This window comes from Indiicoccus explosivorum (assembly GCF_002167005.1).
GTDB lineage: Bacteria > Bacillota > Bacilli > Bacillales_A > Planococcaceae > Indiicoccus > Indiicoccus explosivorum.
Map to the genome: position 1 here is coordinate 1 of NZ_NHTN01000021.1, position 15836 is coordinate 15836.

10 protein-coding genes are annotated in these 15836 nt (G+C 38.8%); all 10 read right to left on the bottom strand.

Going from position 1 to position 15836, the window contains the following annotated elements:
- Positions 1–97 precede the first annotated feature (97 nt).
- The 10 genes from CCE92_RS07095 to CCE92_RS07140 all read right to left on the bottom strand — a co-directional run bounded on the left by CCE92_RS07095 (position 98) and on the right by CCE92_RS07140 (position 15818).
- Entirely contained in the window at positions 98–1753 is a 1656-nt protein-coding gene (locus CCE92_RS07095) for an SWIM zinc finger family protein (protein ID WP_088006826.1), read from the bottom strand.
- Between the two features lie 27 nt (positions 1754–1780).
- Complete coding sequence (locus CCE92_RS07100; RefSeq protein ID WP_088006827.1) at positions 1781–2146, bottom strand: DUF2397 family protein; 366 nt, start codon at positions 2144–2146, stop codon at positions 1781–1783.
- Between the two features lie 236 nt (positions 2147–2382).
- Entirely contained in the window at positions 2383–2583 is a 201-nt protein-coding gene (locus tag CCE92_RS07105; RefSeq protein WP_088006828.1) for a hypothetical protein, read from the bottom strand.
- A gap of 102 nt (positions 2584–2685) precedes the next feature.
- Complete coding sequence (locus tag CCE92_RS07110; RefSeq protein WP_088006829.1) at positions 2686–3969, bottom strand: hypothetical protein; 1284 nt, start codon at positions 3967–3969, stop codon at positions 2686–2688.
- 43 nt (positions 3970–4012) lie between these two features.
- Entirely contained in the window at positions 4013–5662 is a 1650-nt protein-coding gene (locus tag CCE92_RS07115; protein ID WP_162287824.1) for a DUF6119 family protein, read from the bottom strand.
- A gap of 101 nt (positions 5663–5763) precedes the next feature.
- Positions 5764–8760 (bottom strand): type III restriction-modification system endonuclease, encoded by a 2997-nt coding sequence (locus CCE92_RS07120; RefSeq protein ID WP_088006831.1) that lies wholly within the window; start codon positions 8758–8760, stop codon positions 5764–5766.
- Between the two features lie 14 nt (positions 8761–8774).
- Complete coding sequence (locus tag CCE92_RS07125) at positions 8775–10652, bottom strand: site-specific DNA-methyltransferase (RefSeq protein ID WP_088006832.1); 1878 nt, start codon at positions 10650–10652, stop codon at positions 8775–8777.
- Positions 10653–11405 carry a DUF4391 domain-containing protein gene (locus tag CCE92_RS07130; RefSeq protein ID WP_241535912.1) on the bottom strand — a complete coding sequence of 251 codons (753 nt, stop codon included), beginning with the start codon at positions 11403–11405 and terminating at the stop codon, positions 10653–10655.
- An 18-nt stretch (positions 11406–11423) separates the two neighbouring features.
- Positions 11424–14651, bottom strand: coding sequence for a DEAD/DEAH box helicase family protein (locus tag CCE92_RS07135; protein ID WP_338152465.1), 3228 nt, complete (start codon positions 14649–14651; stop codon positions 11424–11426).
- A 51-nt stretch (positions 14652–14702) separates the two neighbouring features.
- Complete coding sequence (locus CCE92_RS07140; protein WP_088006835.1) at positions 14703–15818, bottom strand: DUF4145 domain-containing protein; 1116 nt, start codon at positions 15816–15818, stop codon at positions 14703–14705.
- Between the last annotated feature and the right edge of the window lie 18 nt (positions 15819–15836).

A 15836-nucleotide genomic window follows, 5' to 3' on the forward strand; every position in this document is an offset into this window, starting at 1 on the left:
AGTATTTAACGCAGTCAAGGCGAACAGTTTTTTTCAAAACATGGACGTTTCTTTTATAGCAGTTATAATCACTCAACACCTTGAACAACCATCCGATTTAAACCTTCGACAACTCATCGAGCAGCGCCGGCCGCTGCGGATACTGCGACTTCAATTCCTCAATCAGTTCTGTCGCAGCTTCCCCGCCCAACGCTTTCCGGTAAACCTTAATTTTCCGGCAGGCCGCCCGGTACTTTTTCCGGTCGGCAGCTGACGCAAAGAGGTCCATTATGTATGAAGAGAAAACAGTTTTCACTTCTTCCGGATATTCGTTGATTAAATGCGGATACAGCGTTTCGATCTCATAGCTCCTGACTTGGCAATACGCCAGTAATTCCGCCGTCATCCCTTCCTCAATGAGGATGGAGAGATACAGCCGGCGTGCCCGCCAGTATTTATCCATGTCTGCCAGCAGCGACTGAAGCAGCTCCGGCCATTTTTCCGGATCCGCCGCTGCTTTCAATTGCCGGTAATAGGCTTCTGATCCCCCCGCTGCGAATTCATACATCAGCGGCAATGCTTCCTCTTCCCGGCCGGCTTTGCGATAGGCTTCAAGACGGAGCTTCTTCCAGTCATCCACGAGGCCTGGAAGGGTCGCATCGATTTCTTCCGACTCTTCGCACAGTCGGATGACACGTTCAAAATCCCCTGCTTCCATCGCCTGGTCTATTTCCGCTTTACGGATTTCCGGTATATCGTGGTGTGTCCGGATGAATCGTCCAATCGCCCCGTCATTCCCTTGTGAGCGCAACAGCTGCAGCTGAAACACGCGGAAATGTTCTTCATCGTACTTGTACTTCTTGTGCTGCATGGCCTCATTTTCAATGATTCGGTCAATGAATTCATAAACTTTCCCGCCAAACCCGCTTCGTTCGCCTAACAGCACAATCGCACTGACCAACGAGTGATGGACACCCGACATATCCTGCGTCACGTGATGCAGCACGTGGGGATAAAACAAATCAAGAATTCGGTCGACTGCAGAGGCATCCGGCTGTTCCGGCCACTGCGCCAGCACCTCGTATATCCGATCCGCACTCCCCCTGATTACGTCACCAAACGAACCGGACGAGTCATCCGCCATTTCTAGGAGCTTGCTGCATTCGAATATGACGGTCAAATAAAGCCGGATCATCTCTTCGCCGTCCCGGTCAGGCGTCAGTGAATCGGCGTAAGACAGGACTTCATATGCCCCTTCCAGCGCTTCTTCCGCCTCGTTCCAGCCAATAAACCCGCTGCGGCTTGCGCGCTTCGCCGATTCCCTGATCAGCTTCCGCGCCATCGGTTCATCCATGCCTTCTTTTCGCAGGAGTTTCTCCATCAAAAACAGCCTCGCGGCTGGTTCGCGCTCCGCCAATTCTTCCAGCAATCCAAGCAGTTCCACTTTCTTTAAACGTTTCAATTGCTGATGGATATCTACCACAGGAGATTCCAAATCGTTCGCTCCCTTGTATTCACTGATGGCGAGACAGACGGCGATTTCGTGTTTGCATAATGTATCGCTTTCAAACGGGCATGAACAGAAAGAAGACAGAATCTCATCGGAGTCATTTAAAATAACCGATACTTCGTAATCCTCGTTTCCAGCCACTATGGCATTCCAGAGATGCGGCGCAGGTTCGTTCAGTTCTTCGACGAGACCCCGTTCAAAGTAATCTGCACCGCGTGCAAATAGAACAGCTGGCACGTACTCCTCTATGTTGGTTATGTTCATGGTCAGCACCCCTTAGGATTTTTGGTATTACAGGGAAATCGAAGGCAAAGGAAAGCTCGTTTTCCACTGCCTATCGGTGACCCGCAACGTGCACTGACAGCGGAACCGGCGCTTCTTGAATTCCTTGATTGTCCGGACATTCCCGCTCTCCTGCTGGGCGGACAGATTCTCCCATTTCACGAGCTGCGTCAAATCCCCGTAGAGCTCCTCCATCGCATAGTCTCCGAACCCGGCGTACTCCTTCAAGTGCGCGAACACTTCCTCCGGCAATAAAAACTCCTTCATCCGCTCGTGCTGTATGTAAAAGAAACGCAGAATCGCCCGGTATGTCCCGGTCTTCTCCGTCGATAAATACGTCGCTTCCTTAATGCGCTTGAACTGTTCCTCTTTCATGACGCTGCCTCCGTTCTGCGGGTCTGGTAGTTTCATCGTACTGGAAACGTATGGATGGCGCTACCTGTTGCAGGCTTTTTTAACGTGAAAAAACCGCCGATTCCGGGAAGGAAAGGCGGGTTTCGGTTTTCTTTAGGAATGGTATTGGCAATTGGCGTCATTCTCAAAAAGATGACTAGCAGAGTCGTGAATGAACTCCAATTGTAGTGAATTGTGTTTAACACAGGGACACGATTTTATTTCCCTTTATTTCTTTCCTCAAATTCTAAATCCCGAGAAGATGTAATATTTGGGATGACTTGAGCAGCTACATTGTATTTCGGATTATTATCAATTCTCTCAGTATAATCATTATCTTTCCAAGGAATTCTTGTTGAAAAATGTTGTACATAGTTTGTCTGCGATTGTACTTTCTTTTCTTTATCAGCTAATGACATTACAGTTCCCCCTAAAATTCAACTCCAGTAACTATTTGCTTTCATCAAAACCCGGTCGCCATAAAAAGATATTACTTTGCAAAAATACTACGTGCGGCTCGCTTAAGAAGTATATTGATAAGTTATTTTATCCTTCTTTTCACTCGGTACGTAAGCATACACTTTCCCATCAATTCCTTTTTCAATTAATAATTGCGAAGGAATATGAATTGGGTTGTACCCACTAGCTTCTATTGGTTCGATCAATTTCCCATTAACCCCCTCAATAGCTCTAGCCTTATAGTTCTCCTTTCTTAAAGCGATTTTTACGTCAAAGTCCCTTCCAATATTTATAAGTTTGTTGTTCATTTCTTGAATTAACTCGTTATGTTCTTTCATCAATTTCTGATATGTTCTTGAAGTAGGTATTACATTCTCATAACCTCTTACTACGGTAAGATAAGGAATGTAGCATGTATCAATAAAATTCAAATTCAACTTCACAATTTCTTGCTTACTATCAAAGCCCTCCAAATACTTCTCGAGATCCTTCAAAAAAGCTGGTTGCTTTATTCTCCTTATCCACTCACCTTTTTTCAATCCATCTACTTTTTCTAATCCGTCTCGCATATCCTTATGGAGTGTTTCTATATCAGTAATAATTTCTCTGTATTTCTCTTCAATTTGATGATCTTCCGGTCCATTTATAGAAGTTGCTCCACTCTGATATCGTTCAACAGCTTCCTTGAAATACTTAAACCCTCCAGTAATACTTCCTCTGAAATCATTATCCCGACTTTTGAGTAAATCCCCTACTTTTTCGTCAATTGATTTTAAAGATTTTTGAATATCTGCCAGTTGTTTTTGTCCAACGGCAGCAGAGAGTAGATTAAAACTCGCGTTTGCAACGAGAGCTGGGTTAACATTCTGCACTAGAGTAGCTTGCTTATAAAATCCTTTGACTCCCTTTTTAGTCACTGTTGGTAAAAGACCCGTATCATCTTGCCTCTTTAAAAAAGATACAGTTCCATTTTTAATGCCTTCGACAATTTCCGGACTAAACTGCACTTTAAAAGCTTTGCTATCTTGAAAAGCAATAGCTCCTGCAGCGAATGTCCGAGCGATGTCATTGGTAGCTATCGGCGGAAGATTAACTTTGGTGAAACCGCTCTCCATCTCTCTGATCGATGGAATCTCTGTAATTGTAGGAATAACTTTTTGAAGTTCCTCTTTATCTATTTTTCTACTTTCTCTTTCATCCATATTACGAGAATTGAAAGTTGTTATTTCAATATCTTCTCCACGATACGAATTTACATTTCTCTTATTCGAAAAGTACATAAAACTAATTGCTATTATACTTACCGTTAATATAAGGCCTAAGATAATTAAAGTATCGCCAGTCATTTTTGTTCCCCTCCTTTTTCATGATGGAAAGATTAGTGGAAACCTATGGATTCTTATTGGCGCTCTCCCTAGCGTCTCGGGCTACCACAATCTTAGGGGCGAATTCTGATTGTTTTATGCTTTGAAACCACCTAACTAGTTCTAGCTTAAAATTCAATGACTTTGAATTATTAAAATCGACCTTTCCGTCTTTGATGATGCTTTTTAGAGAAGTAACAAGTAGCATCTCTATGGTCATGACCTCGGTAATGCCATAATCATTCAGAATGATCTTATTAGTACTATAAATTTTTGCGCTATTCATAGATTGGGCTACACAAGCTCTGAACTCCGAATTCCCACCTATTTTTACGTGAGTTAATTTTTTATCTGCTTGCGAGTATAAATCAGCAAATTCGATTTCACTGTATTGCTTATGTTCTGATTTCCTATCTAACAAAATTAGTTGCTTTTTGTTTTCAAAGTAGATATTGTATGGGTACTCTGCATACTTCACTTGGTCATACTTGTCAGGATTCTGTCTGGCTATCTCTCTTCCTTCACCTAGTACCGTGGGTGTCAAATTGAAAGATTCATCTACTTCCGTAATCTTATTGACCTGCTCCACCTGCTGATGAAGATACTCAATGAATGATTGATTTAGCTTCGCCCACTTACCGTCGTATAAGCTATATGTAGTTCCCTGTATGTCAGTACTATAATCCAGAAGTGAAATTAAAGAATAACTTTCATTTTTTGATTCATTCTTAATTTTTATCCCAAATATATTATCAAATTTCTCTCTTATAATTATTTCGACTATCGCCTCTAGCGTATAAGAGCCTAGCTCGTATGGTTTGTAGTAATAGAGGGTCAAACCACCTTCACTAAATGGAAATTTTTGTTCTCCTCCTATATCCACTAATTGTTGTAGGCTGAATTTCGACAATTCATTTTTATAAACTTCCATCTGAAGTAATCTTTTTAACTTAGTAATCTGAGGATCATCTTTTTTCAATATATTCATTCTTGGCAATGGATTTTTAACTGCATGGTGTGTAAGTATGTAATGCAACTCTCCAACAATTCCAATTAATTCCTGGTCTTCTATGTCAGCTGATTCTATTTTTACTGAAGTGCTGAATTTCATGCTATCTTTTAATTTATGTAGAAGCAGGTCTTGAAATTCTAAAATGATTTTGCCAGTAACTTGGTTGCTACTTTCGCCGACGTCTGTCACCAAGTAACCTTGGCCCTTGAATTGTGTATATGCACGTGATTTATTACTGTTAATAAAAGAAGAATTTGTAGTTTCTATTCTCTGAGGGTTAATAATTCTTTCGGCAATATCTAGACCAAAATCTTGTTCGGCGATTTTCCTTATTGTTTGATGAGCTCTCCCATAACTAATAAAATATCTGCTATTGTCAACGCTTAAAAGAATACAACCATAGTTGAGAGAAAATTGCTTTTTCTCGAATTGAGTAATCTCGAAGAAATATCTCCAAGACTCTAACCAAGGAATTTCCTCATCATCCTTTAGCTCTGATTTATAGTAGAATTCACAAGTTATTACCTTATTCAAAGATTCTCCAAGAATAATTTTTTTAAATGGAATTCTCCGAAGGTTACCAAGAGGATAAAATCCTTCGTTCCTTAAAAATTGTCTTGCTTTCCCAAAGGTTAAGTCCGTTCTAAAAATGTTTGCTTCCAACTTCACTTACCCCTTTTCGCAAGTCTTACTATTTAAAAGAGTCTTGAAATTAATGTTTTAAAACGAGCTGGCTTAGTATTCTAGCCAGCTCAAAACTTCCTTTAACTATAATTGATATTTCCCTTAAACTCCTCGTAACTATCCGAAACTCGATACACCACTCCTGTTTGCAGGGCTTCAAAATGTTTTTCTCCACAGCGGATTTTTGCACTTTCTCTTGTGCGAAGAGTTTCTATATCTAATGTTCCTTTTGTCTCGACTACAAAATAGAGCTTTTCAACTCCATCTTTATCAAGTAAAATGGCCCAATCCGGATTATAATTACCCAATGGTGTGTCAATAACAAAGCTAGATGGAAGTTTGACAAATAGCTTCACGTCTTCGTCTTGATCTAAATCATGAGCAAAATCACGTTCGACGTCAGAATCGTATTGAATGTAATTGTAAAGTGTCTTCCCGCCTGATACTTGTAATGCGCTTTTCTTTAGATACCCAATCAGCTCTTGTTCTTCAAACAACGTTTGAGAAAAGTATTCATGCTCCCCGATTTTCTCATACTTCACTCCATCAACAATCATTTTCTGTTTTTCTTTATTGATAATTTTTGCTACGGCTTCCATAAAGGCTTGCGGATTTTTCTTGAAATCATCGAGTCGCTTTGACTGCACCAAAATTTCAATCAAAGTTTTCCGCTTCAATACGGTTTGATCTTGAAGATATCGCAGAATATCAGGAAGCTTTCGCTTCTCTCCTGTCAGTTCAGCTACTCTAAATCCTTTGCCCTCTCCAGACACGCCTTTTCGTTCTGTCTTAATTGCAGCTCGTTCAGTTCGGATTTTTCTAGCGTTAATCGAATCCATCTTTCGAATCTTTTCTACTGAATTTTGAATGAGCTTTTCTGAATCAAGCGATACAGAGAAAGAAGTCTTATACTTGATCTGATTCCATAATTCCTTGAATTCTTCTGTCAAAAGCACTTGCTTATTCAATTGAATCTCTACTCGATCATCTCTCTTCAAAACAGGGAGTTTCTTAATCGATTTTCTCAAAGTTTCGATAATTCCATACTGCAATTCGATAAATTCCACTGGGACTTCGAAGTTTTCCTCAGTCAGCTCTTCTTTAAGCCGTTCTGTAACTTCTCCATATTTAGATAAATAGTTTTCTTTCACGAGAGAGGAAAAAATCTCTGCAGACCGTTCATATCCTATTGCACTTACTTCGCCAGTTTCTTGATCTTCTATCGTAATTTCTGCAAAAGAATGTTCTTCAATAAATCCAAATCTAATCCCTGTTTCTTCTTCCATTTCTTTTTGCAGGCTTTCGGCAAAATCAAAGTAAGATTCATTTGCTACTACTGTCAATATGTTCATATTCTCATCATATTGACGAATGCCCTCTTGATTGACAGGCAGACGGAGTCCCCGCCCGATTTTCTGTCTTTTGGTCAATGGATCCTTGGATTCGACCAATGTACAAATTTGGAACACGTTCGGGTTATCCCATCCTTCTTTCAAAGCAGAATGGGAAAAGATGAAACGGAGAGGAGTATCAAAGCTTAACAGTCGCTCTTTATCCTTCATAATCAGTTCAAATGCCGATTCATCGTCCTTATTACCTCGCAATGCACCCTCTTTTGTAATGGAGCTATTTTTATACCTGCCTTGCTTATCTCGTGAGAAGTATCCATCATGCACGTCTTTTACTTTCTGATTTGATATATATTTATCTTCTTCAAAGAGAGTCCGGTACTTTGGTGACTTAATGAGCTCCATGTATTCCTCTTCAAATATTTCAGCATATTTGCCGTTCTGCGGCTCCCCTTCTTTTGGATAAAGGCGATAATTCTCTACACGATCAATAAAGAAAAGACTTAATACTTTTATCCCTTTATGAACTAATGATAATTCTTTTTCCAGATGTGCCCGGATAGCTTCTCGAATCTGAAGTCGTTTCAGTTGATCCTCATCCAATCCACCTATAACTCCTCCTAATTTCAAGAACTTCCCGTTACTGAATTCAATCGATTCATTGCCCGGTTCCGCATTAATTCCTTCCACAATATATCCAGAATATAACTCGCGTTCACCTGACAATGTAAACAAGTTGTTCTTACTACCAGGATTCACTTCTTTAACAGTGCGCTTTACTGATCCGTTTTTCTTTAGCTCATCAATTTCCAATTTAGCCTTATAACCGCTTTTATTAGAAACATTAACGAGTTTTATGTAAGGATCATTATGGTCTTCATCAGAAGTGACAGAGAGCACTTCTATTTTCTTAACTAATTTCTGCTCATATGCATCCACCGGATCCAGTCGGTAAATAAGATTATAGGTCTCTTTGTGAGTCGCTGAAAACCTCAATTTGCACATTGGATTGAGCGAGGCAATTGCTTTTTTTGCAGCGGGCGTGTTATCCACGCTTTGTGGTTCGTCAATAATGACAATAGGGTTCGTTTCTTGGATGAACTGAATAGGTCTCATACCGTTCATCGTATCCCGTTCCCGGTGAATGAGATTCGCTTTCGTTTCCTTTTCAGGATCATCGAAACTTTTCCTGAATGCATCGATGTTGATAATCATTACTTCGATATTCGTGCTTGTCGCAAAATCCCGTACTTGCTCTAAATTAGAAGAATCGTATTTAAAATAATGGCAGCTCTGCCCCGGGAACTCATCCTTAAAGTGAGTTTCTGTCATCTGAAGGGACTTATATACACCTTCTCTAATCGCGACACTTGGGACGACAATAATAAATTTCGTGAAACCATAAAGTTTGTTTAGTTCGAAAACAGACCGGGTATACACATAAGTTTTCCCCGTTCCAGTTTCCATCTCCACTGTAAAATTCCAATCTTGGATGTCATGACTCAACTTTAAATGATTATGCATTTGAATTTCCTGCAGGTTATCCATAACATCCAACGAGGACAATTCCAAATTATTTCGGACTCCTAGAGTTGTCACTTCTGATCCGACGATGTTTCCCATGTTCACTGTAAAATTTGAAACATTGCTTGATTGCCCTTTAAATAAATCAGTTATTGATTGGATGGCATCATGCTGGTACTGTTGTTTATCGAATTTAATTCTCACTTGATGCCCTCCTCTTAAATAACACGAATATCAGTTACACCATTACGCTTCAATACTTGTTCAGCATTAATTTTTACTTCGTCGCTAGCAAATCCGTTATCTAAGAAAACCATTCGTTCACATTTCTTATAAGATTTTGCTATATATTCAATATCTTCAAGTGAGAGTCCAATTTCTAGACAGACTACTAAATACCCAAACCCAACAGAAAATACAGTTCTACCTCTAATTTGCTTTTCCTCGACTGGCACAGTTAACTCTATCCCATATTTCAATAAGACTTCGTATAGAACATCCTCTTGTGAACGTCCATCTTTCACTGCTGTTTCTAAAGAGAAAAGGTTTTCTTCAATTTCACCTGCTTCTTCATCCCAAATTTTCAAATTTGTTTTGTCTAACTTAAACACTCTAAATCCAATATCTACCTCTTCTATGTTTTGGTTGTCCTGATTTGTTTCAATTATATTTGAACCTGCTCTTCGAATTCTATTTTTTCCGATTTCACAAATATTTTTGAATCCTGCTTTAAAAGCTTCTTCTGTTTCATGAATACTTTCTGGTATTTGAACTAGGATAAATTTTCTCTTTCCACCCAAAGAAGAATTAAGATTCATTAACGCATGAGCAGTAGTACCAGAACCGGAAAAAAAATCTAACACTATTGCTTCTGGATCATCATAAAGCATTGATTGTAAAAGCTTCCTGATAAGCAATTCAGGTTTCGTATAATCAAACATTTTTGTTCCAAATAAATTAGTAATTTCCTTATCTGCATCCTCATATGTTGGAAATCCTCCACTTAGAGTAAAAAGGTTTTTTATCTTCTTTATTTCTCCACCCTTTTTTATATGATTTGGTCTGAATGGAATTTTACTAATCACTATCTCCTCACCATTATTTATAATTTCATCTAATTTTTCTTGTGAATATCTCCATTCTCCTTTAAGTCTAAAAGATTCTTTATTTGTTCCGTTTTCGATGACTATGTTGTCTAAAAGTGTCGTTTTAATTTTCCCTTCAGACATGTCTTGCGCTTCCACTGAACCTTCTATAGCAGTAAAAGATACAGAGTTTACAGGAAAGGTAAGCACTTTTTCAGAGTTTCCAGCGTTGTTAAGAGGATATTTCTTACCAGCCTCTGTTAAATCTATCGATAGAGGTTTAGTAATAGCATTATTTTTACTATAGATAATAATGTATTCTGTAACACTCCCCATATTTCTATCAAGGAATGAAGGTTTTTTCTTTTTTTCCCAAACAATCGTTCCAACGTAATTTTTTTCCTCGAAGATTTCATCACATATTTTACGTAAATTATGAACTTCGTGGTCACTTATACTAATGAAAATCATTCCGTCTTTACTTAAAAGCGATTTTGCTACTTTTAACCTTGGATACATCATATTTAGCCAATCAGTATGATATCTTCCGTTAGTTTCAGCATTTGACTTAAAACTTTCTCCAATCGTTTCCTTATAGTTTTCTATATTGTCCTGAAAGTCATCTTTATAAATAAAATCATTTCCAGTATTATATGGAGGATCAATATAAATCATCTTAATCTTATTAAAATATGAAAGTTGCAAAAGTCTGAGTACTTCCAAATTGTCTCCTTCTACGTAAATGTTCTGAGTTGAATCCCAGTTCACACTTTCCTCTCTTACTGGTATCAATGTCCCTGTTGATTGTTTCTGAGCAAGCTGCATTGCTTCTGTCTTCCCATTCCAAGTGAACTGATATCTTTCCTTTTCTGTTTCAATATGTTCTCCAAGAGTTAGTTGAAGTTTCTCGAAATCTATTTTGTTTTCCGTAAACACTTCTGGGAACAGTTGTTTTAATTTCTCAATATTTTCTTGAGCAATGTTCGCCGTCTTCCCGTCGAGTTTTTGCATTTAAATTATCCCTCTCAGTCTCTCTATTTCTTTCTCTGCCTCTTGCTCGTTTTGTTTTATTTTCATATGCCATTCCATCTTTTCATTGAATTCAATAGCTTTCTTTTGTTCTTTCTCAAGGGTTTCAATACTCACATTCAATTTTTCAATTCTCTCTATCAACTGAAGTACTTCCTCTTGGTTTGTTCCGCTTGTAGGATAGGTGCCCACCACATCGATAGCTTTAGATACTCTTAGTTTGGAGTCCATATGCTTATACAATTCATGCAGATTCGCAAGGGGCTGCTTTACAAAGTTCAATGAATTGAGAAGTTTACTATATTCAGAATCAGCAGCAAAAGTAAACCAACCTGTAGAAACAACTTTATCACTAATAACCTTTAAATCATTTTGTAAATTCAATCGTTTAGTACAAGTACTCATCATCAGCTCACCTTCAAATGAAGCGAAAATCAGAAAAACCGGATTAGGAAATATCCGATGGAACAACTTCTTTAGCTGATCTACCTTCTGTTTTTCGCGCAGCTGTACGTATAGACAAAGGATTTCCTCATATCGATATTGCTCAGAACGATAGGTAGCAACATTCGTACTCGATTCATTCAGCACTGCTAATATATAAACACGATCAATTTCAGAAGTCAGATAATCCTTCTCGCTTTGCGTCAGCTCCCCCGATTGTACAATACGATCCTTGGCTAAAATCCGATTCACTATACTCTTCTTTGGATAACCTAACTTTTCTAGTAACACGTCTCTCAATTCAAACACCTACTTCAATATTAGGTATGAAATCACTTCGAAATCATCAGTCGATGAAGACGTATTCTGTAGCAATGAGGATTGCCCCAGTGAGAACAACGAAGCCATTCCTTGCTCCTCCACAATTCCCAAAATGAATTCCGAGGCTTTTTTAAGTAACTCTATATACGGATCCATATCTGCTTGAAAGTCAGTCTCATCATTAAAAACTGTAATAAGTTCTTGGTTTATACTCCGTTGGCCTTGGCATGCCTTCCTAAAAAGATCCAGAATCTGTTTTGTCTTATTGTGCCCAAGCTTAACTGTTCCTTCTAAGTCCATATAAATCAGGAAAAATGGATACAGAGAACTTCTATCATTCAATTTGGCACGGCTTTGTGTATGCCTTAAGCAGAAGATGATTCCTTCATTTCTTAGATCTTCTGGCAACAATTCTTTATTTGCTAGAGCGAACAATCCTTTTTGGGCATTAGTTATTTCTTGCTTGTTCACTTCCATATAATCCAACAGGTCCATCTTAAAGTCATTTAACGTCAAATCAGTGATTGAAATGCTGCCGGATATATCTTCAAGATCCAGAACAGCTTCTTGCAATTGCTTAAGTTGCTTCGCCCGGTATTCCAAGTCATTCATTTTTTCTCCAGCATCTTCATCGATTACGTTTTCTTCACCGGTTGCAGAGATATCAAGCAAGATCATTCGACCGCTCACACGTTCTTCCAGACTGATATACTCTTCCAACTCCATATTCGGCCAAAAATTAACCAATTGGATAACATCATTTTTAGAACCGAGACGATCCACGCGACCGAAGCGCTGGATAATACGAACCGGGTTCCAATGGATATCATAATTGATGAGATAATCGCAGTCCTGTAAGTTCTGACCTTCTGAAATACAATCAGTTGCAATCAATAAATCTATTTCCATTCCCAATCCTAAATCTGTCTTATCGCGTTCTTTTGAATTAGGTGAAAAACTTGTCAGGATAGAACTTAAATCAGACCGGAGTTTTGGAATGGTTGATTTGTTATTGCCTGTACCCACTACCAAAGCTGCATTCAATCCATGTTCCCGCTTGATCCAGTCTGCCAACTGTTCATACAGGTAAATTGCGGTATCTGCAAATGCAGTAAATACCAAAACTTTCTTATTATTCACATTTAGCGGACTTTTGATTTTCTCTGTAACAGCTGATTTTAAATGGTTAAGTTTTGCATCCCGTTCTGGCGTAATTGGAGCAGTTTCTAATAAAAGACTTTCCAATATCCTTTGGTCACTTCTTAAATCCTGAAGCCATTTAACCCGGTCAATATCACTGATGAGAACCTTTACTTTTGATCCAATTAACTGATCATTAAAGTCTTCATCTTCAAAATCAATATCTTGGATTGAAACATCTATTTTTGGATTCACTTTAAAAGATTCAAGTTTTTCAATGAGGTTGTCTACTCTTGTAAGGAGCTTTGCAACTGTAAAGCCGAAAGAACTGATGGAACTTTCCATTCGTTTCAACATATTTACACGCATCAAGTGGATCAAGCTCATTTCTCTATCAATTTGTTTAAAGATAGAGCCGCCACTTACTTGCATGTCATACCGTTGACTGTAAGCCTGTTGTTTCGCAGGAAGAACATACCGGATTGGAGAATAGGCGCTCAAGTTCAATCGATTGATAATCCGGTTCACCTCATCAATTCTAGGAAATTGTCCAGTTTCGTCAATCTCCGACTTGATATTCAAAGGCTTAAGTCTCTCTGGAAACTTCCCTATCTCACTCATATTATAATACTTCTCAATATGCTTCCTTGATCGTGCAATCGTTAATGTATCGAGTAGTTTAAAGTAATCAAAATTAAGCATTTCAAGAAGGTTTTCGGAAGTTCGCGCAGTTTCTCCATATTTCAACCACCGATTGAAAACTGTCTGCGCATTACGAAGAGTCGCATCGATACTTTCTATTCCTGCTTTACTTAGCGCATTATCTTTTCCTTCTGTTATAAACGCTACTTGGTTTTTCAGATCTGTCATTTTATTATTCACAGGTGTAGCTGATAACATGAGAACTTTCGTTTTCACGCCTGATTTTATTATTTCTTTCATCAATCTTGAATACCTTGTTTCCCGGTTCTTTCGAGTTGGATTATTCCGGAAATTATGCGATTCATCAATAACAACTAAGTCATAGTTCGACCAATTTATAGAAGCCAAATTAATGTCTCCAGATAAACCATCGAATCTGCTGAGATCTGTATGATTTAATACATCAAAGTTGAACCGGTCTTTATTAAAGGTGTTTCTTTTATCGTTTTGTGTATATACAAGCCAATTCTCACGCAATTTCTTCGGACAAAGTACTAGAACACGGTCATTCCTTAACTCATAATATTTTATAACCGCTAGCCCTTCGAGTGTTTTTCCAAGTCCAACGCTGTCTGCTATAATACAGCCATTGTACTTTTCGAGTTTATCGATAGCTCCAATAACACCATCTTTTTGGAATTTGTATAGCTTGTTCCAAATAACTGTATCCTTAAACCCGGTTTTCTCCTTGATAACTTCGTCCTCATTAAACTCTTCGATATACTCCCGGAAAATATTATAGAGAGTAACAAAGTATAGAAACTCAGGTGTTTGGTCCCGGTAAAGAAGTTCGAGTCTCTTCAAGACCTCTTCCCTTACCGACTCTGTTCTTTGCTCATCTTTCCAAAGAGCGTCAAAATATTCAATATAACCCGCTGTTTCTGTATTAGAGGTGCTTAAATGCGGAATAGGTGAACTAACATATCCAAGCCCTTCCGCAGTGAAATTTGAGTTTCCTTGAACTGCTACTCCCTCTCTCTTTGCATTTTGAGAGATGTATAAATTTGTACCAGCGACAGACTCTGTTAGTGCTTTTATTTCAACTTTACTCCTGATCCAATCTGCACACTCTTTCGCGATTTTTGCTTGATTAAGATTATTCCGCAAGAAAAACTCTTGAGCAGTTCCAGACAAATGACTTTCCCTTAATAGGCGATCTCTTCTTGTACTCCCTGCTACTCTATTTGAGCTCATAAAAGCAGGCTCTGATAACAGCAGCCGAACAGACTCGACGCTATTCAGTTCTTCCTTTAAAAAGTCAAAGGCATGGATACTGAATAAAGAAGCCATGATTGATGCCTTATGGCCTTTTTTAAGATAGGGACTAATCGCATCTCCAACAATTCCTGAACGCTTGTTATCCAGCATTCTCATTACCATTGCCATCCCTCTCACTATGCTTTTCTATTAAATCAAATGAATTTTTTAAGATATTAATCGTTGTAAAGCCTCTTGCTTTTGTTGAAGCTGTTGAAACAGTTTTTCGACAGTCCCAGCCCCGACATTCGCGTATTTCGCCAATATAACGAGTTCCTGTGGCAACTGTCCAACCGTTGAAAGGGAATCTTCCTGAAGCTGTCGAACCAAACTTGGAATCCCGCTGAATTCCTCTTTAATTAAAGGAGTTTTTGCTAGCTCCTCAGTGACAATAATATATTCGGATCTGTAGAAAAGGAATAGCTCTCCCGGTCTCTCCAGTCTCACTTTTCGGCGTTCCTTCTCTTCTTCAATAAAAAGACTTAATTCTTTGAATAAAAGTTCGTCACTCTTTTCGTTAAATCTCTTTACATGTTCATGTATCCCTTCCAGGTTTTCAGGAAGCTCACTTATTATTCGAGCTTGCTGTTCAGCTCCTAATCGGATGAGAAAGGTTTCAGATTTATCGAATCGTTGAGGCAACAAAAATGCATCTCTAAGGAAATATGGTACAGAAAGGGTCTGCTTTTTGTACGAAATTGTTCGGATGGAAGTAAATCCAGGCGGTTCGGCCGCTATAGGTGCAGAAACAACTTGAGGCAATTCTTTTTCTTCTGTTGGTTGGGAGATGGACTTCTTAAACAACTCTTCCAGTCCTAGGAGACGTTTTTCTAGTTCAGTTAAATCGTAATTCTCACCTTGCTTAGGTTTAGGGTCTTTATAAGCCGGCACTTCTCCATCTACTGGTCCATAGACTTCCATATACCATTTGACGACTATGTATATAGCTTCCCAAGACAACAACGCTTCACTGAAGCGGAATGCACGCGTTTCATGTGCAGCCTGGTTTCCTGTCTTTCTTACATGATGCAAAGCGTCCCGTACTTCAGCCGTTAAGTACCCTTTTGTACTTAGAGTATCTAGCCGTTCTTTTAGCGTCGTCCATGGATTCGCTTCAATTTTCTCAGTAAGCATAACATTAGTCAGGAGTGCCTCTACAAATGTACGCGAATGAGTAAGCATTGTACGAGGGCTCACAAATATGCTGTTCTCTAGGTCTCTTGCAACATGTGCCAATTTTTCATTGAATGGTTCAACAAACTCGTAGAAGTAACTTCCGCTCATCACTTTTCCTCCTTCTAG